The organism is Pseudoalteromonas sp. NFXS39 (genome assembly GCF_040148775.1).
Lineage (GTDB): Bacteria > Pseudomonadota > Gammaproteobacteria > Enterobacterales > Alteromonadaceae > Pseudoalteromonas > Pseudoalteromonas apostichopi.
Genome location: NZ_JAGDEC010000007.1, coordinates 223,124 through 242,198 on the forward strand (window position 1 = coordinate 223,124; position 19,075 = coordinate 242,198).

17 protein-coding genes and 1 tRNA gene are annotated in these 19,075 nt (G+C 39.5%); 11 read left to right on the forward strand and 7 right to left on the reverse strand.

Annotation, left to right across the window (positions count from 1 at the left end):
• The first annotated feature begins 9 nt into the window (after positions 1–9).
• From J3455_RS19840 to J3455_RS14810, 6 genes are all read left to right on the forward strand, one after another.
• Entirely contained in the window at positions 10–177 is a 168-nt protein-coding gene (locus J3455_RS19840) for a zinc-ribbon domain-containing protein (RefSeq protein WP_502935101.1), read from the forward strand.
• Between the two features lie 114 nt (positions 178–291).
• Positions 292–1,773, forward strand: a complete 1,482-nt coding sequence (locus tag J3455_RS14790; protein WP_349561980.1) for a hypothetical protein — start codon at positions 292–294, stop codon at positions 1,771–1,773.
• The gene (locus J3455_RS14795) at positions 1,751–2,221 is read left to right on the forward strand and encodes a hypothetical protein (protein ID WP_274168754.1); all 471 of its coding nucleotides are present in this window, start codon (positions 1,751–1,753) and stop codon (positions 2,219–2,221) included. Before J3455_RS14790 ends, J3455_RS14795 begins: the two co-directional genes overlap by 23 nt.
• A 157-nt stretch (positions 2,222–2,378) precedes the next feature.
• Positions 2,379–5,285, forward strand: coding sequence for a collagenase (locus J3455_RS14800; RefSeq protein ID WP_349561981.1), 2,907 nt, complete (start codon positions 2,379–2,381; stop codon positions 5,283–5,285).
• A gap of 120 nt (positions 5,286–5,405) precedes the next feature.
• A complete protein-coding gene (locus tag J3455_RS14805) occupies positions 5,406–5,843 on the forward strand; it encodes a DUF6641 family protein (protein ID WP_250661568.1) in 438 nt (145 codons plus the stop codon).
• A 2-nt stretch (positions 5,844–5,845) separates the two neighbouring features.
• Complete coding sequence (locus tag J3455_RS14810; protein ID WP_062086155.1) at positions 5,846–6,274, forward strand: JAB domain-containing protein; 429 nt, start codon at positions 5,846–5,848, stop codon at positions 6,272–6,274.
• Positions 6,275–6,497: 223 nt separating this feature from the next.
• On the opposite strand, the gene J3455_RS14815 is transcribed toward J3455_RS14810, so the two are convergent.
• Positions 6,498–6,574, reverse strand: a tRNA-Ile gene (locus J3455_RS14815).
• 364 nt (positions 6,575–6,938) lie between these two features.
• Here J3455_RS14815 and hemN point away from each other — a divergent pair.
• Positions 6,939–8,312 carry an oxygen-independent coproporphyrinogen III oxidase gene (hemN, locus tag J3455_RS14820; RefSeq protein WP_349561982.1) on the forward strand — a complete coding sequence of 458 codons (1,374 nt, stop codon included), beginning with the start codon at positions 6,939–6,941 and terminating at the stop codon, positions 8,310–8,312.
• A 59-nt stretch (positions 8,313–8,371) separates the two neighbouring features.
• Here the strand turns inward: hemN and J3455_RS14825 are convergent, their stop codons facing one another.
• From J3455_RS14825 to J3455_RS14835, 3 genes are all read right to left on the reverse strand, one after another.
• Positions 8,372–8,887: a DUF2489 domain-containing protein gene (locus J3455_RS14825; RefSeq protein WP_130049869.1), complete on the reverse strand. Its 516-nt coding sequence runs from the start codon at positions 8,885–8,887 to the stop codon at positions 8,372–8,374.
• Positions 8,884–9,483 carry a Der GTPase-activating protein YihI gene (yihI, locus tag J3455_RS14830; protein ID WP_167659002.1) on the reverse strand — a complete coding sequence of 200 codons (600 nt, stop codon included), beginning with the start codon at positions 9,481–9,483 and terminating at the stop codon, positions 8,884–8,886. Before yihI ends, J3455_RS14825 begins: the two co-directional genes overlap by 4 nt.
• A 751-nt stretch (positions 9,484–10,234) precedes the next feature.
• A complete protein-coding gene (locus tag J3455_RS14835; protein ID WP_054561153.1) occupies positions 10,235–10,867 on the reverse strand; it encodes a c-type cytochrome in 633 nt (210 codons plus the stop codon).
• Positions 10,868–11,150: 283 nt separating this feature from the next.
• Between J3455_RS14835 and yihA the strand changes: the two genes are divergently transcribed.
• The gene (gene yihA, locus J3455_RS14840) at positions 11,151–11,798 is read left to right on the forward strand and encodes a ribosome biogenesis GTP-binding protein YihA/YsxC (protein WP_130049872.1); all 648 of its coding nucleotides are present in this window, start codon (positions 11,151–11,153) and stop codon (positions 11,796–11,798) included.
• Between the two features lie 4 nt (positions 11,799–11,802).
• Here the strand turns inward: yihA and J3455_RS14845 are convergent, their stop codons facing one another.
• The gene (locus tag J3455_RS14845) at positions 11,803–12,321 is read right to left on the reverse strand and encodes a DUF1285 domain-containing protein (protein WP_349561983.1); all 519 of its coding nucleotides are present in this window, start codon (positions 12,319–12,321) and stop codon (positions 11,803–11,805) included.
• Positions 12,321–12,908 carry a YceI family protein gene (locus J3455_RS14850; RefSeq protein WP_130049874.1) on the reverse strand — a complete coding sequence of 196 codons (588 nt, stop codon included), beginning with the start codon at positions 12,906–12,908 and terminating at the stop codon, positions 12,321–12,323. Before J3455_RS14850 ends, J3455_RS14845 begins: the two co-directional genes overlap by 1 nt.
• A 425-nt stretch (positions 12,909–13,333) precedes the next feature.
• Here J3455_RS14850 and J3455_RS14855 point away from each other — a divergent pair, with 425 nt between their 5' ends.
• Positions 13,334–14,254 (forward strand): lipase family alpha/beta hydrolase, encoded by a 921-nt coding sequence (locus J3455_RS14855; protein ID WP_349561984.1) that lies wholly within the window; start codon positions 13,334–13,336, stop codon positions 14,252–14,254.
• A gap of 253 nt (positions 14,255–14,507) precedes the next feature.
• On the opposite strand, the gene polA is transcribed toward J3455_RS14855, so the two are convergent.
• Positions 14,508–17,243 carry a DNA polymerase I gene (polA, locus tag J3455_RS14860; RefSeq protein ID WP_130049876.1) on the reverse strand — a complete coding sequence of 912 codons (2,736 nt, stop codon included), beginning with the start codon at positions 17,241–17,243 and terminating at the stop codon, positions 14,508–14,510.
• Between the two features lie 511 nt (positions 17,244–17,754).
• Here polA and elbB point away from each other — a divergent pair.
• Together elbB and J3455_RS14870 are read left to right on the forward strand one after the other, a co-directional pair.
• Positions 17,755–18,405 (forward strand): isoprenoid biosynthesis glyoxalase ElbB, encoded by a 651-nt coding sequence (elbB, locus tag J3455_RS14865; protein WP_130049877.1) that lies wholly within the window; start codon positions 17,755–17,757, stop codon positions 18,403–18,405.
• Between the two features lie 181 nt (positions 18,406–18,586).
• Positions 18,587–18,979, forward strand: coding sequence for a c-type cytochrome (locus tag J3455_RS14870; protein WP_130049878.1), 393 nt, complete (start codon positions 18,587–18,589; stop codon positions 18,977–18,979).
• Positions 18,980–19,075 lie beyond the last annotated feature (96 nt).

Consider the following 19,075-nt stretch of genomic DNA (forward strand, 5'->3'; position numbering starts at 1 on the left):
GGATATGTAATGAGTTTAGGTTATTGCCCCGAATGTAATGCTGAAATTTCTTCCAGAGCAACACGATGCCCTAAGTGTGGTTATGCAGGAGAGCCAAATATTTTATCCAGATTATTTACTATTGCCGCTTTTTGTCTTGGTGCATACGGAATAGTTAATTGGTTAATGTTGCTATAGAAGGAATAAAGAAAATGTCAAAGACTTTAAAAATTGTGTTAGGTGAACTAAGTGTCGGAAAAAGAAAATCACTACGAGTCTATTAATTAAGCATTACTAAACAAGGAAAACTGTATGAATATTTTTAAATACTTATCAGTGGTATTTTTATTTTTTCTACAACCAGCTCATAGCACAAATTTAGCTAACTTCTTGGATAACGATGACGTCTATGCCTTATCGTTAACCCCTTCTTCCAAATTAAAAACGGCAATAACAGAAAACCTAGATGGCACCTATGATTATCAATGGGATAAATTTACGGTTTGTTACAGTCCTGCTCTTGGTGGTCAACCAGAGTTAGAGATGCTTGAAGAAAATCTAGAATGGTTTACAAAAGTAAAGCGAGTCCCTTTCTTCGATGAAAAGTTATACGCAAAAAATATAGAGCAAATTGCTAAAACTCTTGAAAAAATTAATGCAGAGAAAAAGGACGGCTCACTTCCAGAACAAAGTTCGCTTCCAGCACATAGAAATAGAAAAGTACTCGGGTGGATATCGTATAACCAAATGCTTTTAGAGCGAATATTCCAGATTCAAGACAATTTCACAGCCCAGACTAAAGGTGAAAATTTAACCCTTAATAACAAAGGGTATAGACAACTAGGTGTTGAGTTTGAGCAAAGCCATTTTTCATTTCCAAAATATTCGGACTTTGGATTAGAAGGAGTCAGAGGACTTTTTGGTAGAATAGGTTCTAAAAAATGTGACCGATTGTTATTTACAGGGAATGAGCTTGTCTTTTTAGTACTAAATGAAATGAAACGAGGTACAGATGGATTTGCAACGAAATACAGAACGTATGGCTCAGAACACTTACTTTATGGCTTCAAAAATTATGTTTCAGCCGACTCTTCATATCTTAATAAACATGACGTTTATTATAATAATTTTGATGCTTTGTTATCAGACGCCAATGTAATTTGGCAGTCCTCAGATATCTATAAGGCACAAAAAGTAAGTCCTTTGTCTTTAGAAAAGGTTTTAGTCGCTGAAACCGCATATTCATACTTTGATGAACTATCTCAAGATATAGATAAAAAAAATAGTGAATTGGCTGAGGTATACGAATCAGGTAATGGTTACTTTTTAGGGAAAAGAGATACGTACGGTGTCGATTATGAGTTTTGTAGTATCAAGTATATGAAAAATGAAGAAACTGGTTTTGCAGTTGCAAGCCAATTTTTTAGTGAACAACCAAAATCAAGCTACATTGCTAGGGATTTGAAATCTTTATTCAATCACGTAATTAAAGGAACAAAGAATTGCGGAATTATTTTAGCAAAGAACTCAGATCTAAAACTTCTCGAGCAACCATTTGAAAGAAAAAATATCGGACTCGAACTGCTACCTGTTTATAAAACCTTCAAAGAATACGAGATTGCAGATAAAAAAATCACAGAAGAGAAATTACAACGAAAATTGTGGGAGCAAGAGTTAGCTACACAGCAAAGGCAAGTTATGTGCGGTACGATTTTAAAATCATTGAAAGCGCAATGTGCTGAAAGTGGCGAGAATTGTCTACGTTGGCAATATGTCAAAGATAGTTGCAATTGATACTTCCCTTAGAGTTATACAATTTATTTGTATAATTTTAGCTCTTAATGCTTGTGGTTCGCTTCAGAGAAATAACTGTGGCATATCTAATGATCTTTATTCATCAGTAAGCCGATATCATCGTGGTCCAGTAAATGGTGGTTACGATGAAAATTTAGACGGCAAGGTTGATCATATCGAAGCATTTTCTAGCTGGGATTTTTCTCAGCTAGAACGTGTTTTACATTCTGGTATAGAGCATAAAGAGTACTTTTGGGTGAACATTGATACATGCTATCAATTTCACGTAACGGCTAGCGATTTTTATGAAAACAAAACGATGCCTGTACTGTATCAAACCTGCCGTGACTTTTCTTATTCGGTTTATTCTCCCAATAAAGAATTAATTGGCAACGATACTGGAACTGGATGCCGCCACTTCACTAATCAGAAATGGGAAATCATGTAATTGGTCGGTAATGTACAAGTAATTGTCGGTAATGTACAAGTAATTGTCGGTAGAGTGAACACTTAAAGTCATTTTATTTCATATGGTTAAGCCTCTGTTTTCTTTCTTGCCAACTGGTTAGAAGCTAACTGGGTATTAACCTTAAAAGGAAATAAAAATGATAAGATGTACGCACTCATTATCAGCTATTGCAATAGCACTAACCTCTGCTTTATCGCTCAATGCCAGCGCTACAAGTGAGCATGGTTACTTTCACGGCAATGAAGGCATTGCACACATAAAAAATGAGCTTTCCGTTCCGCTCCTTCCGGTGCCATTCACATCAAAATTCCCACAAAAGCTAGCTTTCGCGAAAGCGCAAGCAAAAACGATTTCGATGAATTCTGCATCAAGTGATCAAATTATTCCTGAAACTTGTGAGCCAAGTGAATTTGCTTCTTACTCGGGAAATGATTTTGTTGAATATGTATCTAATGCATATTTAAAACATGAAGTATCTGCTGGTTACGATTGTTTTCGTTCAATAGCGGTTACCTTTAAGGAGGCGGCTGCAGTTTTCAGTACGGAAAATGTCAACAATGTGGCTAATGCTATTGTTTCGGAATTGTCAGAAGATTCATATGTACCTGAGCGTATTTTCGGTAAGGTGTTCTTTTTGCGTGTTATGTATTTATATGCAGCCAACAACGACCTAACTCTTTCGACTGACGACTCAAATATCAAAGCAGCCTTCGATGATGTATTTGCTAACTTTGACGGTAATACAACAGATCGTACGCACCAACTGGTTATCGCTGAAACAATAAATCTTGCTGGTGGCTATTATGGCTACTTAATATTTAAGGGCTTAAATGGTGGTGATGAAAGAGCTGCTAAGTGGATCGATTTACTTCCAATTATGAAAAGCCGGTTAGACATCATTCGACCACTTTTCACCGCTCCTAATGAACAAGATCAATATGGTATATATCATGCGGCAAATACCATAATTAACGAGTTCAATCGCATGACTCGTTATTACATCGGAGAAGCAACATATGATGATGTCGAAATGCCGAGTATATTGGCGCAATACATTTACAACATAAATGTAGATGACCCAGTACCTTCTAATGCAATACACGCACTACTTGCTATGGCTGAGATTGGCATTACCAATGAGATTGTTGCAGCCGTTCAAGAAGTACTGGATGCAAAGGGTAAGTTTAGTCAGCCACATGTCGCATTATTGCGTTCAATATCAAATTCTGGCTTGGATTGCACAGTGTTTGAGCGTGATTCCCTTCTGTGCGTTACGGATGAATTAATAGAAGAAATGAGAGACTTTGCGTTACCGTCAGAGTTTACTTTTGGTGATATTACTTTCAAAACCAAATTGTCTGAAGAACGTGCTCGCCACATATATAACTCCCTGCAAGCCACTCGTTCATTGTTTTTCCGTAATACTGGCATCACTGACGCGGTACAAGATGACCCTAATGAAAAATCCACTTTTGTGATTTATGGATCGCCAGAAGATTATCAAACCTTCCAAGGTTACTTATATGGCTTAGATGCCAATAATGGTGGTATCTACATTGAACAAGACGGAACTTTATATACCTTTGATCGACCTGATACTGAGATGTTTGTTCTTGAAGAACTAGCCCGTCACGAATACGTACATTACTTAAACTCACGCTATTTAGTAAAAGGTATGTGGGGTGAGACTCAAATGTATGAAAATGATCGCTTCGTGTGGTTTGATGAAGGAATGGCTAATTACTTAGCTGGTGCAAAACAATATGGTGGAACTGATCCTCTTGCAACAATGATCGAAATGAAAAGTTGGCACCGTGAACGTTCTATTTCTGAGATTACAGCTACTTCTTACAGCGATGATTGGATGTACCCTTACAGTGCATTGTTGTTCAATTATTTGGATGAAACTGGAAGTGAATCAATAGTTGATATGGCTTCGGCTGTTGCGGCAGATGATGTTTTTGAATTTGATTCAATAGTTGCTTCATTGAGTAGTTTAGATAGTGGTTTTCAAACATACGTTAGTGAGTTAACAGCTGATGGATGGCAAGCTCCTTGGTATGAATACCAAACAGACGCATTATTGGAAGCTGATGGTGTAGTTGATATTCAAACTGTATTAACTGCATCAATGGGAGCTACAACTAGTTGCTCGGAATTAGACACGTCTAATTTTAAATGCACATTTACTATTGAAGCTAATGGTGCCAAAGCCAAGCAAATCAATATTGTTAATTCGGTGCTAGATACAGGCATTGAAGGTGCTTTATCTAATGGTTTGAATAACTTTGAAACTATGACTTGCCACCCGACTAAATTTAATACTGAAAACGTTGATGCTGAATGTATTGGTTTATTGCGCCCAGATAATATTGACTATGATGAAGGTGTAACTGATACCGACGGTGATGGTTATCCTGATGAACAAGATGCATTTCCTAATGATCCTACAGAATGGGCTGATACTGATGGTGACGGTCATGGGGACAATAGCGATGCATTCCCGAGTGATCCGACAGAGTGGGTAGATTCAGATTCTGATGGCACAGGAGATAATGCTGATGCATTCCCTAATGATGCAAGTGAAACCACAGATACCGATGGTGATGGCTACGGTGATAATTCAGATGTATTTCCAAATGATTCAACTGAATGGATAGATTCAGATTCTGATGGTACTGGCGATAATGCCGATGCGTTCCCTAATGATGCAAGTGAAACCACAGATACTGATGGTGATGACTACGGGGACAATTCAGATGTATTTCCAAATGATTCAACAGAATGGATAGATTCAGATTCTGATGGTACAGGAGATAATGCTGATGCATTCCCTAATGATGCAAGTGAAAGCACAGATACCGATGGTGATGGCTACGGTGATAACTCTGACGCTTACCCAAATGATGCCTCAAAGTGGCAGAAAGAAACAACTCAACCTATTGCAGATACACCCAAAAGCAGCAGTGGTGGTAGCTTTGGCTTTATTTCCGCACTTCTTATGATTGGTATGGCGATCTTAAGAAGAAATAAACATTCTTAGTTTCCATCAGTTAAATACCTATGCCAGCAATATGCTGGCATTTTTTTTATATGTCCCGTTGCTAATATTTGGAAAATGACTGGATGGTTATAGGGTCTTAAATAACCAACAGGTGAAGTAATGAGTCAATCAACACTAGCAAAACTGAAATGTACTGCCCGTCCGACTATTCCAGCTATCGAGCCTATTCAAGTTAAACGCGAAAAATTGATTGCCCGATTAAACGAACAACGTGCTATGGCTGCTTGCTTATTGGAAAATGAGGTGTATACCGCTTATAAAGAGGTTTGGATAACCGATGGTATTACCGGAGAGAAGAAACGAGTAAAGCAACCTAAGAAGCTAAGACAGTGGTTCTATCAAGTGAATGATACTTGGTTCTTTGAAATAAAGTATGGCAACAAGTCATTGGAATTACAGAAAGGCAAAGTTGCGATTGAAGTGGGTAAGCAAGAAAATTTACTGACAACAATCGACACCTTAATTCAGGCTGTTGAAATAGGAGAGTTAGATGTTCAGCTAAAAGCCGTTACTGGACCAAGAAAAGCAAAGGTCTAAGTGTGGCTATATTACGTGAAATAAGCTGTGTCTATACCTTTAGGGAAGTAGATGATGACATTTTGAATGTAACACTTGATAGTCCAGAGAAGGTTTATCAAGTGTTTAAGCATTTGAAACATGAAACCAAAGAGCGTTTTATCGTGGTGAACTTGAACAGCCAGCATCAAATTATCAATTATGAAGTTATAGCGATTGGCACGGTAAATCAGATATCACTTCGTCCGGCTGAAGTATTGAGAACAGCCATTTTAATTAACGCACCAGCTATTATTCTAATTCATAACCATCCATCAGGTGATCCAAAACCAAGTCAGCAAGATTTTCATTTTACCGAACAAATTAAACAAGCCGCAAAGATGTTCAGTATCGATGTGCTTGACCATGTTGTTATTGGATATGAGCGTTTTGATAGAGCTGTCAGAGATTAAGCCCTGTTAAAATCAGGGTTTCAACCAAATTCATAGTTACCAAAAAATTACACGAATTTCGTTACTAGGGGCGATCCCCAATCAAACGTGGCTACTTTTTAAAATGAAATTTAGGGAAAATAGAGATGGTCCTAGTTGACCTTGGTCGGGATTGGCGACTTATCTGGTAAAACAGAAAATAGTGAGAAGTTATTCACCATCTAGCCCACGTATTTAGTGGAGATGGTGGCCCCACCCTGACTTGAACAGGGGACCTGCCGATTATGAGTCGGATGCTCTAACCAACTGAGCTATGGGGCCACATTTTTAAAGCTTGGACTTGCTTTTCTACTCTTACCACTTAAGCCCGCTCATTATGAGTCGTGTGCTCTAACCAACTGAGCTAAGGGGCCAATGTATTAGCGAAAGCTAAATTTTTGATGCGTTTAGCCGGTTTAACTGACTAAAGCGGGATGCAGTATAAAAAGTTTTTGTAACCTTGTCACTAGCAAAACCCTTTATTTTAACAATCACTAATTCAATTGCTCAAATAGTAAACTTTTTGTTTTTACAACAACCTTAAAGCATGCCGATTAGTTTCTAGCTTCCGACATTGTTCTAGATCAAATAGCTAGATCAGTAAACTCGTTAAAATAGCCGCTCAATCAATTGCGGAGTGCTGACTGTGATAAATTTACCAAGCTGGGATCAATCTCTGATCAACAAGTACAATATTTCTGGGCCTCGATATACATCTTACCCAACGGCATTGTCTTTAGCAGATGGTTATAATCAACAAGATATGATTAACGCGATTGCAGCGTCGAAAAGCCGTTCTTTATCGCTGTATATCCATATCCCTTTTTGCAGTCAGCTTTGTTATTACTGTGGCTGTAACAAGGTGATCACACGTCATCAATCCAAAGCCGATTTATACCTAGATAATTTAGCGCTTGAGATTGCTGAGCAAGCAACGCTTTTTGCTGATTATAAAGTTGAGCAACTGCATTTAGGAGGTGGTACGCCAACTTTTTTATCGGCAGAACAAATGAGCCGCTTAATGACGTTAGTTGAACAGCACTTTAATTTTGCTGATGATGCCGAGCGTGGTATTGAGATTGACCCTCGTTCTTTAGCTGATGGCATGCTAGTTCACCTACGTAAGCTTGACTTCAATCGTGTCTCGTTTGGAATTCAAGATTTCAATGATGATGTGCAACTGGCAGTTAATCGTCCACAAAGCGTGCAATCTGTAAAAGGCTTGATTAGTGAAGCTCGTGAGCTTGGCTTTAAATCTATTAATGCCGATATGATTTACGGTTTACCTTTGCAAACGCCTGAGAGCTTCAAAGAGACGATTGCACAGCTTATTGAACTAAACCCCGATCGCGTTTCGGTATTTAACTATGCTCACTTACCAGATAGGTTCGCAGCACAGCGCAAGATTAAAGACGCTGACTTACCATCTGCTGGCGATAAGCTCACTATGTTCAAAAATACACTTGAGCAGATGTTAGCGGCGGGTTATCAGTTTATCGGTATGGACCACTTTGCCCGTAAAGACAATGAACTGGCAATTGCGCAAAACGCAGGTCAATTACATCGTAATTTCCAAGGTTACACAACGCATGGACAGTGTGACTTATTAGGTTTAGGCGTGTCGTCTATTTCGCAAATTGGCAATGCTATTTTACAAAACGAAAAAGAGTTAAAGCACTATTACAAAGCTGTGCAAGAAGGGTTTGGCAGTGCAGTATGTAAAGGTGTCGCTCTAACTGATGACGATACTTTACGTGCCGCAGTAATCAAACAATTGATCTGCCAGTTTGAGCTTGATATTCCAGCAATCGAAGAACAATTTAATATCAACTTCGCTAGCTACTTCTGTGAGGCACTAAAAGCACTCGACCCACTGCTTGCTGATGGCTTGGTGACTGTTAGCCAAGATAAGATCACAGTAACAGCCCGCGGTAATTTATTTATTCGTATTATTTGTATGTGCTTTGATGCGCACCTACAACAACAAATCAAGCAAACTCGTTTCTCACGAGTTATCTAGCCCAACAAAAAGCAGAGCCTAGGCTCTGCTTTTTATTTTGCTTAAATCACAACTTCTGCTTAATTGAATACTACGTTTTCGCTGCCTGGCGCGGCTTTAAACTCTTCAATTATGCGGGCGCAATCTGCTTTAATCTCATCGCTATGCTGCTCTTCAGCACGCCAGCGAACGGTGTCCATTTTGAAAACCTCTTTTTTAGAGTATTTCTTTCGAGCATCGTGCGTTGGCATATCTTTTACGACTTCGTACATTTTAAAGATGCCGGGGTAACGCTCACTTAACTCAAACTCTTCTGCAAAGCTGTATTGAGAGATCAGCACCCAAATGCGTAAGCAGCCTTCAGAGAACTCACATTGCTCTTCATTCATTGCACGGGCAATTAAATGAATGCTATCGGCTAACTTTGCATTACGTTTTGCTTTTGATGCTGCAAGCTTTTGCTCATGTTCAGCTTGCTTCTTGGCGATAAGCTTATTTTGCTCTTTTAGTTTATAAAGAAGTTGTCCTGCATAAAACGCAAGCCCTGCGATAATTGCCGCACCAATTACTATGGCAATAATCAAGGTTGTGCTCATCGCTCATCCTCATCTTCGTCATCAAACCATTCGTTGGCTAAGTCATCTGATAAGTACTTATCGAAGTCAGACTCACCTTCATCGAATGAATCATCTTCAAAGTCATCTTCGTACTCGTCTTCATCTTCAATACCTAATAGCTCGCATAAAGCCTGATGACGAGCAATACGACTATTAAAGTACTTAGCATCTTTACCAGTTAATAACTCGCCACGCTCATGACGTTCAACCAACTTCAGTAGACGCTCGTCATTTTCTAGCGCTTCTAACTCTTGCTCTGGCGTTAATTCAGGCTCAGCCACTTTTTTAAGCTCAACCATTGGTTTCAAGTTGCGTTTCATTTCAACTTTCGGCTCGGCCTTAGGGGCAACTAAAGAAATAGGCTTTTTACTACCAACACGCTTATCTTTCGGTTGATTGTTCGCTGCTGCGTTTTCTGCGCTTAGTGCATCAGGTGCATTTCGAGACCCTGGTTTAGCGCCTTTGGTCTTTTTAACTCGCTGCTCTTTTAACGCGCGCATTTCTTTAAGCTTTTCTTTGCTTAAACGTACAGGACCATTTGATGGAATTTTACGCGACTTTTTCTTTCTACTCATATCTTGATCATCTCACTTAAGAGGTTGTGTACAACGCCTTTGTGGCATTGTAATGCTGGCATAACCAGAAGAATTCGATGTGCGGATGTGGTTGGTCAACTTGACGAACTGCGCACTTTTTATACTTTTAGTACAAACGGTGGCTATTGTAACAGGACAAATAAAAAGGCGGTAGAGAAAACATCTCTACCGCCTACTAATCTGAGCGCCAATTATCTGGACACTTCTCCCTTCGACTTTTTAGTCTTTATTATTTTTATTATTATTGTTTATCCATTTTGTTATTTTTTTAACCTTCCGTGTAGCATTCCATTTTGTTTTTATTATTAAACTTCCATGAGCTTTTATTATTCTCGGTCAATCCTGACGCTTTTTTGTTATTTCCTTTAGGACACCTAACCAGTGTCAACCCCTAAAGACTTGCCGCAATCACTTTCCTTATTACATTGTCCATGTTGTTTTTGATGTCTCAGCGACAGTGGTTAATTTACTCATTAATAATTTTGTTACAACTAATTTATATAATTTTTCTTACAGATAAGATATTGCAACAAGTGCAATCCATTCAATAACAAAGAGTTATGCTAAAAATAGAAATAAAAATAGGATTTAGCTTACAGCTCACTATGGACAATGTCTCACACGAGAGTAGGAGATTTCGACATGTGTTAAATACAAAAAAAGCAGCTTGCGCTGCTTTTTTCACACTAATCACATATTAATACGGAGTATTTCTATCCGCAATCAGACTTTAGTGTAAGCCACCTAAGTATTTTGAAAGTACTTCGATGTCTTTATCTGTTAGCTTTTTAGCGATATCTTGCATCATACCGTTTAAGTCGTTATTACGCGTACCATCACGGAACTTTTCAAGTTGTGACTTGATGTATTCTGGATGTTGGAACGAAACTTTCGGAAATTTTGCTAGTGATGTACCGTTGCCACGTGGACCGTGACACGCAGCACATGCTGGAATACCGCGCTCAGCATCACCGGCTTTATAAAGCTGTTGACCCACTTCCACTACATCTTTAGGTGTTGTACCTTCAGACATATTTAAAGAAGAGAAGTAAGCAGCTAGGTCTTTCATGTCTTGATCGCTAAGCGGCATAGCCATACCACTCATTACTGGATCCATACGACCTTCTTTGCCTCCAGATGTCATACCTAATTTAAACTCTTGTAATTGTTTATAGATATAATCTGCGTGTTGGCCTGCAATTTTAGGGTAGATATTAACCGGTGCATTACCGTCTGGGCCGTGACAAGCCGCACACGTTGCCGATTTCTCTTTACCTGCGTTTACATCGCCATCAAATGCTGTTGCGTTGCTTGCTGACAACGTACCAAGCAATATAGTTAAAGATAGTGCTATTTTTTTCATGGTGAATTCTCTGTTTCCGACCCTGTATCATCTACAATATGGATGTTGTGATTTCTATATTCTACACGATAATAAATTCTCTGGCACGTTTTCTGCCCACATTAAGCTCATAATTTATAGGGATTTGACTTAGATTAAGTTTCTACTTAGTAATTTTCCTAATTTAAAGCCAATTTAGCACGCTTAAATACGCTTTTGAATGCTGCTTTAATAGTATAAAATACGTGCCTTAAGTGGAAATTAGCCACTGCTTGTTATTTTTTATAAAAGACTAGGAGAGCCTGTGCTCAAATCTCGTATCAAATACAACACTGCGTCCTTTGTTACCAGCGCACCTGATATCTCACGCTTACCTGCTGATACGGGGATTGAAGTCGCGTTTGCTGGTCGCTCTAATGCTGGTAAATCAAGTGCTCTAAACACTTTGACTGATCAAAAGTTAGCTCGAACTTCTAAAACACCAGGTCGTACTCAGCTGATCAATACCTTTGAACTTGATGCCGATAAACGCCTTATCGACTTACCGGGTTACGGTTTCGCTAAAGTACCTATCGAAATGAAGAAAAAATGGCAAAAGTCGCTAGGTGAATACTTACAAAAGCGTCAAAGCTTAAAAGGTATCGTTGTTTTAATGGATATTCGCCACCCGTTAAAAGATTTAGACCGTGACTTAATCGACTGGGCCGTTGGTAGTGAAATTCCAGTGCTGGCACTATTAACGAAAGCCGACAAACTCAAACAAGGCGCACGTAAAGCGCAAGTTTTACAAGTTCGCCGTGAGTTAAGTAGCTTAGATGGTGATATTACAGTTCATGCCTTCTCTTCATTAAAAGGCACAGGCTTACCTGAAGTTGCTAAAAAGCTCGATGAGTGGTTTTTAGGACCAATTGAAGTTGAAGCACCTGAGTCTGACGAACAACCAGAAGCTTAATCGCTTAGGCCAAGTAATAACGCTTGGCTAATGATTCTAAGTAATAGCCCTGCTCGTCTGAGCAGGCTATTTCGGCCCACTGATAATAAACATTTCTCGATACCCGCGCAGCCAAGCCATGTGCTAATTGAAGATAAGGCACGCTGACACCTTCAAATTCACGTAATACCAATGGTTGCTTTGCTGATACGAGCCATGCACGCTGCAAATTATCGACACAACAAAGCGCAGGACCTTGCTCTGTGTCTTCAAAACGCCAATCAATAATAACAAAAGGCACATCATCGACTGTAATGGCCATTTTCTCGACCGGCGTTTTTAAAAAATAAGTATCAACTTCTTTGCAAAGAACTGAGGCAAAGAGCTTAATCATTGCCTCGCGTTTTATTTCACTGCCGGCATAAAACCACCGCCCTTGCGCATCAATCGTCATTGGCAATTGCCCACAATTTTGTGGCTGCCATTGATCAAAGGGTTTATCGGGAGCCTGAAGAGCGGCTTCTAATTCGGCAAGTGATTGCATTATTTATCTTTATCAAGCGTCAAAGAGAATGTCACAGGTATAGCTGTTGCAATAGATGGTAGACCTGCAAGCTTTTGCAGTTCGCTAATACCTTCTGTTACTTTGAAATCACTCGCATTAATAATAACGGGTGTAAAAGATGATACGGTTACATCGCCTTTCGGTGACATATTAGCAAGCACATCAATTGTTAGGTCTTTTTTATTACCATGAAAGTCTAACTCAGCCTTTAAACCTTTAAGTACATGTTGGCCAGGCTCAAGTTTTAACAATGTTTTGCTTAAATCAGCAGTTAACACAGCATTAGGAAATTTAGCCGTTTCAAATAATAGCTTAGTCATGCGCTCATTGCGGATAGGGATCAGTGTTTCAACCGATGCCAGGTCGATCATCAACTTAAATTGACCTTGCTCATCTAGTGTTCCAGATACTTTTTTGAAATGATGCGCTTCTGCAACTGAGTTCTTTTTGATAGACACAAAGCTCACGTTGCTTTGCTCATTATTAACTTGCCAGTTTGCGCTGGCTAAAGGGGCAACTAAAATACTCGATAATGAAAAGGCAGCAATTGCCATAGATTTAAACATAACGCATTCCTTCGAAAAGTAAATAAGAATCACTTTGATGGTATCACTTGCGTTGATTTGTGCAATGAATTGTATGATAAGAGAAAGAAAAAGCGACTCACTCAACAAGGAGTGAGTCGTTATAGCAAACTGGGGAGAAGCTATCAATACGTTGCATCCTTTCAGATGCATCATCAACAGGATGTCCTACAGGATGAGGACGGCGCGGACTTTAGCAAATACCAGATTAAAAATAAATTGCACAACCGCAGAAACAACACAAATTGATAAAGATATAACGAAACACTAAAACCATCTTTTCTTGTTTACCTTAAATTAACATTACAGCGAGCCGTAATTTAGGGTAAAGTGAATTTAAAGCACGCTAAAATCAGACTTTTTTAAGGCTTGTTAGTGATAAAAATTGCAGTAGAAGAGTAAAAGGTATGAAGAAAATCCCCCTATTTTTATTTGTTACCTTACTTTTTTTCATGAATCCTTGCTGTCATGCAAAAAAAACAACGACACAATATCCTGTTGTTTTAGTTCACGGGCTAATGGGTTTTGATAATTTACTCGGCCTCGATTATTTTTATAATGTTGCAACCAGTCTCAACCAAGATGGTACCTTGGTGTTCACACCAGCGGTCTCTGCTATAAATAGCTCTGAGATACGAGGCGAACAATTACTCACTCAAGTCGAAACAATTTTAGCACTGACTGGCGCCAAAAAAGTAAACTTGATTGGCCACAGTCAAGGAGCGCAAACTGTGCGCTACGTTGCATCAACTAGACCTGATCTTATTGCCTCCGTAACCAGTATCGGAGGGGCAAATTATGGTAGTGAAATTATTGATCTTATTAATCAAAAACTGCCAGCAAACTCTCAAGCACAACATGCAGCCCAGTTAATATTTGATGCGCTTGGTGGTGTTATTTCACTACTATCAGGTAACAGTGAATTACCACAAAACACACTTGGTGCATTAAATAGCTTAAGTACTCAGGGTGCGAACACATTTAATCAAAAATACCCTGAAGGCTTACCGGTAAATAAATGCGAGCAAGGTCAGATAGTTGCCGAAAATGGTGTGTACTATTTTTCGTGGAGTGGTACAGCAGCACTCACTAATATACTGGATCTAACTGATTTGCCCATGCTACTTGGCTCATTACTCATTTTAGGAAAAGATGATGGCCTTATATCACGCTGTAGTAGTCATTTAGGCCAGGTAATTAAAGATAATTATGAAATGAACCACTTAGATGAGATTAATCAGTTTATTGGTTTACACAATTTTCGTGAAGTTGACCCTATTGAGCTTTATCGCCAACACGTAAAGAGATTGCGGGAGTTGGGGTTATAGTTAAAGAGTAATGATTTATTTTTGGCTAAATCGGGTCGCACGAAGCGATGCTCTATATACAGAAGCGATCAGCTTTCAGCGGTCAGACGCGCGAAACAAGTTTCACGCCGACTTGTAGCAGCGGCTTTATGCCGCGACCCTTACATTGGAAGCTAGATTCGAGATAAAAGGCGATATAACGGTCAAGCAAATCGCTAACTTTTAGTCTGAAAGCTGACGGCTGATAGCTGACAGCTCTCATTTATTACGACTATTAGTGAGCTTGCTGCCAGTTGTCACCACTGTCGGCTTCAACAATCAATGGCACATCGAGAGTAGCAGCTTCTGACATTAACTTACAAATTTCAGCTTTATACTCATCAACACACTCTTCTTTAATTTCAAAAACTAATTCATCGTGCACTTGCATTAGAAGCTTCACTGAACCTTCAGCTTGTGCATTCACCCATTGATGAACTTTAAGCATCGCTTTTTTGATAATATCTGCGGCCGTACCTTGCATGGGTGCATTGATAGCAGCACGTTCTGCAGCTTTACGACGAGCACCGTTACGTGCATTGATTTCTGGTAAATGTAAGCGACGACCAAAAATCGTCTCTACATAACCTTTCTCTGCTGCTTTTTCACGAGTTGTTTCCATGTACTCAAGTACGCCTGGGAAACGCTCAAAATATTTATCAATATAATGTTGTGCTTCATGGCGTGGCACATCTAATTGACGTGATAAACCAAATGCCGACATGCCATAAATTAAGCCAAAGTTAACCGCTTTTGCTTTACGGCGCATATCGCTGGTAACCTCTTCAAGACTTACCCCGAAAACTTCTGCTGCTGTTGCACTATGAACATCTAAGCCATTTGCAAATGCAGTGAGTAGGCCTTTATCTTGTGATAAATGCGCCATGATACGTAATTCAATTTGGCTGTAGTCGGCCGCCACAATTTTATGGCTAGGAGCAGCAATAAAGGCTTCACGAATACGACGTCCCTCTTCTGAACGAATTGGAATATTCTGTAAGTTAGGATCAGTTGAGCTTAAACGCCCTGTTGCTGTTACTGCTTGATGATACGAAGTATGCACTCGCTTAGTGCGCTCATTAACCATTAGCGGTAGTTTATCTGTGTACGTTGATTTCAGTTTTGACAAACCACGATGCTCAATAATCACCTTAGGTAATGGGTAATCATGAGCTAATTCTTGCAGCACTTCTTCTGCAGTTGAAGGTGCACCCTTTGGTGTTTTCTTGATAACAGGAAGCTCTAACTTTTCAAACAAAATCGCTTGTAGCTGCTTAGGCGAGCCTAAGTTAAATTTTTCACCTGCAATATCATAGGCTTCTTGCTCAAGTTCTAATAAGCGTTCACCCAAACGTTGGCTATGAGCTGCCAGCATGTTGCTATCAATTGCAACACCTGTACGTTCAATATCAGAAAGCACAGAAACGAGAGGTAATTCTATGTCTTCAAATACCGACTTTAGCTGATTATCTGCATCAATTTTTGGCCATAAAACTTGGTGAAGACGAAGTGTTATATCTGCATCTTCAGCGGCATACGGTGCCGCTTTTTCAAGCTCAATTTGGTTAAATGTTAACTGCTTTTTACCTTTGCCAGCGATATCTTCGAAGCTAATATTTTTGTGGCCTAAGTATTTAAGTGCCAGTGAGTCCATATCATGACGGCTACCTACACTATTAAATACATACGACTCCAGCATAGTGTCATACTTAATGCCTTTTAGCTCGTAGCCAGCATTCGCTAACACACTTTTATCGTATTTTAAGTTTTGTCCAACTTTCGCTTTGTTTTCGTCAGCTAAGATTGGGCCAATTTTTGCCATTACAGTTTCTAAACTTAATTGATCTGGCGCATCTGGATAATCATGTGCTACCGGTAAATACGCTGCTTCTCCTGCTTTAACCGCAAAGCTCATACCGACCAATTGCGCTTGCATATAATCGAGGCTGGTTGTTTCAGTATCAAAAGCAAAAAGTTCGGCATCATTTAACTGCGTCACTAAGGTATCAAGCTGTTCTTCAGTTAAAATTGTTTCATAATGCGCATCAGCAACTTTTGGTAATTCGTTAGCTTCTGTTGGTACATCTAAATGAGTGTCAGCATCTTTAGGGTTATCAAGTAGTTCAGCTAACCAGCGGCGGAACTCACACTCACCATAGAGTGCGATAAGTTCGTCACGATTAGGTTCTTGCAGCTTAAAGCTTTCTAGATCCGACTCAACGTCAACATCACACTTAATTGTTGCTAATTCATAGCTAAGTGGCAGATGATCAAGTGCTGCAGCAAGCTTTTCACCAATTTTGCCTTTAATTTCACCAGCATGATCAATTACACCTTGCAATGATCCATATTTTTGCAGCCATTTCACCGCTGTTTTTGGACCACAGCCATCAACACCTGGAATGTTATCTACTTTGTCGCCCATCAAGGCAAGATAATCAATGATCAGCTCAGGGCCAACACCAAACTTCTCAACCACAGTGTCTGGATCTGAAATGCTATCAGTCATCGTATTAATAAGCGTGACATGCTCATTAACAAGCTGCGCCATATCTTTATCGCCGGTAGAGATCAGTACATGACGTTGCTGCTCTGAAGCAATACGCGCAAACGTACCAATGACATCATCAGCCTCAACACCTTCAATACTAATAAGCGGAAAACCCATTGCTTTAATAATGTTATGCAATGGTGCGATCTGAGTGCGTAAGTCATCCGGCATTGGTGGGCGATTAGCTTTATATTCGCTATACATGTCATTTCTGAAGGTTTTACCTTTGGCATCAAATACCACCACCATGTGTGATGGATCATATTGCTTGATCAAACTCTTAAGCATATTAACTACGCCATAGATTGCGCCTGTCGCTTCACCTTTTGAGTTAGTAAGGTGTGGTGGCGAATGATATGCACGGAATAAATAAGAAGAACCATCAACAAGAATAAGTGGATTTTCAGGGATCTGAGCCATGGTGAAATTGGATCCTAATTGAATAACATTAAATTGTTTGTAAGCATGCCATAAGGCCATCAAGAAAACGACTGTGAATTATTAACCAATAGAGGTTTATTAAAGAGCAAGCTGTGGATAACTTTGTAGATAACAGACAGAGTTAATTCTCCCAAAATGAAAAAACATTTAGGAAATTTTAGTAAGTTCATGTTTTGATTTAAAAAAGATATTACGACGTTCTTTTTTTATTATTTTAGTCCGATGTGGAAAACGGTTTTAGTAGCGATAACCTTTTGCTTATTCGATACCGAATTAACATCCCTTTTCATAACCGGGGGAGTATTCTAGCATAATGGATCAAAGATCATAGCGATCCTTTATACTTTTTTTTTCGTTAGTAATTTATAAAAAGGCATAAACAGCTATTCATAACGCTTTGCGAGTTATCGAGCTACAAAAATTTTTTATTTTGTCGGCTGACTCGTATCCTTGTTAAACTAAAGCTAATCGCATTAAGGAGAGTTCAAAAATGAAAAAAGTGGCAGTTATTTTAGCAGGTTGCGGCGTTTACGACGGCGCAGAGATCAATGAGTCAGTATTAACTTTATTACATATAGCCAAAGCAGGCGCGAGCTATGAGTGCTTCGCACCTGATATTGAACAAATGCATACCATTAATCACCTAACAGGTGAAGAAATGGCACCTAACCGTAATGTGTTAGTTGAAGCTGCTCGCATTGCACGTGGTGAAATTAAAGCCCTTACAGAGCTAAATGTAAATGAATTCGACGCTTTGATTGTACCAGGTGGTTTTGGTGCCGCGAAAAACTTATCAGATTTTGCAGTCAAGGGCGTAGATGCCCAAGTTCAAAGTGATGTACTTACAACTGCGAAAGCCTTTGTCGAGGCCAATAAAGCGGCTGGGTATATTTGCATTGCCCCTGCGATGCTTCCACTTATATATGGCAAGGGTGTCAAAACCACCATTGGTAACGACGCTGATACAGCAGCAGCTATCGAGCAGCTTGGCGGTGCACATCAGAACTGTGCAGTTAATGAGATCGTTGTTGATCAGCAGCATAAAGTGGTCACAACCCCTGCTTATATGTTGGCACAAAGCATTTTAGATGCTGACGCAGGTATCGAAAAATTAGTAAAAAAAGTATTAGAACTCGCTTAATAATCGGGCAAATAGCCAGCATCTAATGCAGGCTTTTCTTGCGCTAACGCAAAAAATGAAGGTTTTTCTATAGAAAAAGCCTTTTAGATCATTTTATAAATTGTGGCTTAGCGTTATAATCGTTCTAATTTCCGTCAGATATCGTGATTGATCACGTTCAAATCGAAGTGAGCAAGGCAAAATGAAAAAACTATCAGCTGCATTATTACTGCTAGCAACAACGGCATATGCACAAGCGTATGACAACTCTTTGACTGAAGATGCAATTAAAAAGCGTCTAGCGCCAATTGGTTCTGTATATCTAGAAGGTGATAAAGCTGCGGCCGCTGCTGAGCCTACAGGTCCTCGTTCTGGTGAGCAAGTTTACCAAGCAGCTTGTTTTGCTTGTCATGGTACTGGCGCACTAGGTGCTCCTAAATCAGCTGATGATTGGGCTCCTCGTATCGCTAAAGGTAAAGATACACTTTTAGATCACGCGCTTAACGGTTTCAACGCAATGCCTCCTAAAGGTACGTGTATGGATTGTTCTGAAGATGAAATCAGCGCTGCTATCGATTTCATGACTAGCAAGTAATAGTTTTAAAACTAATACTAAGGGCTTAATTTTATTAGGCCCTTTTTTTATGTCTATTTTAAAGCGCTAAGCTAGCTCTGTAGCCAATTCAGACCC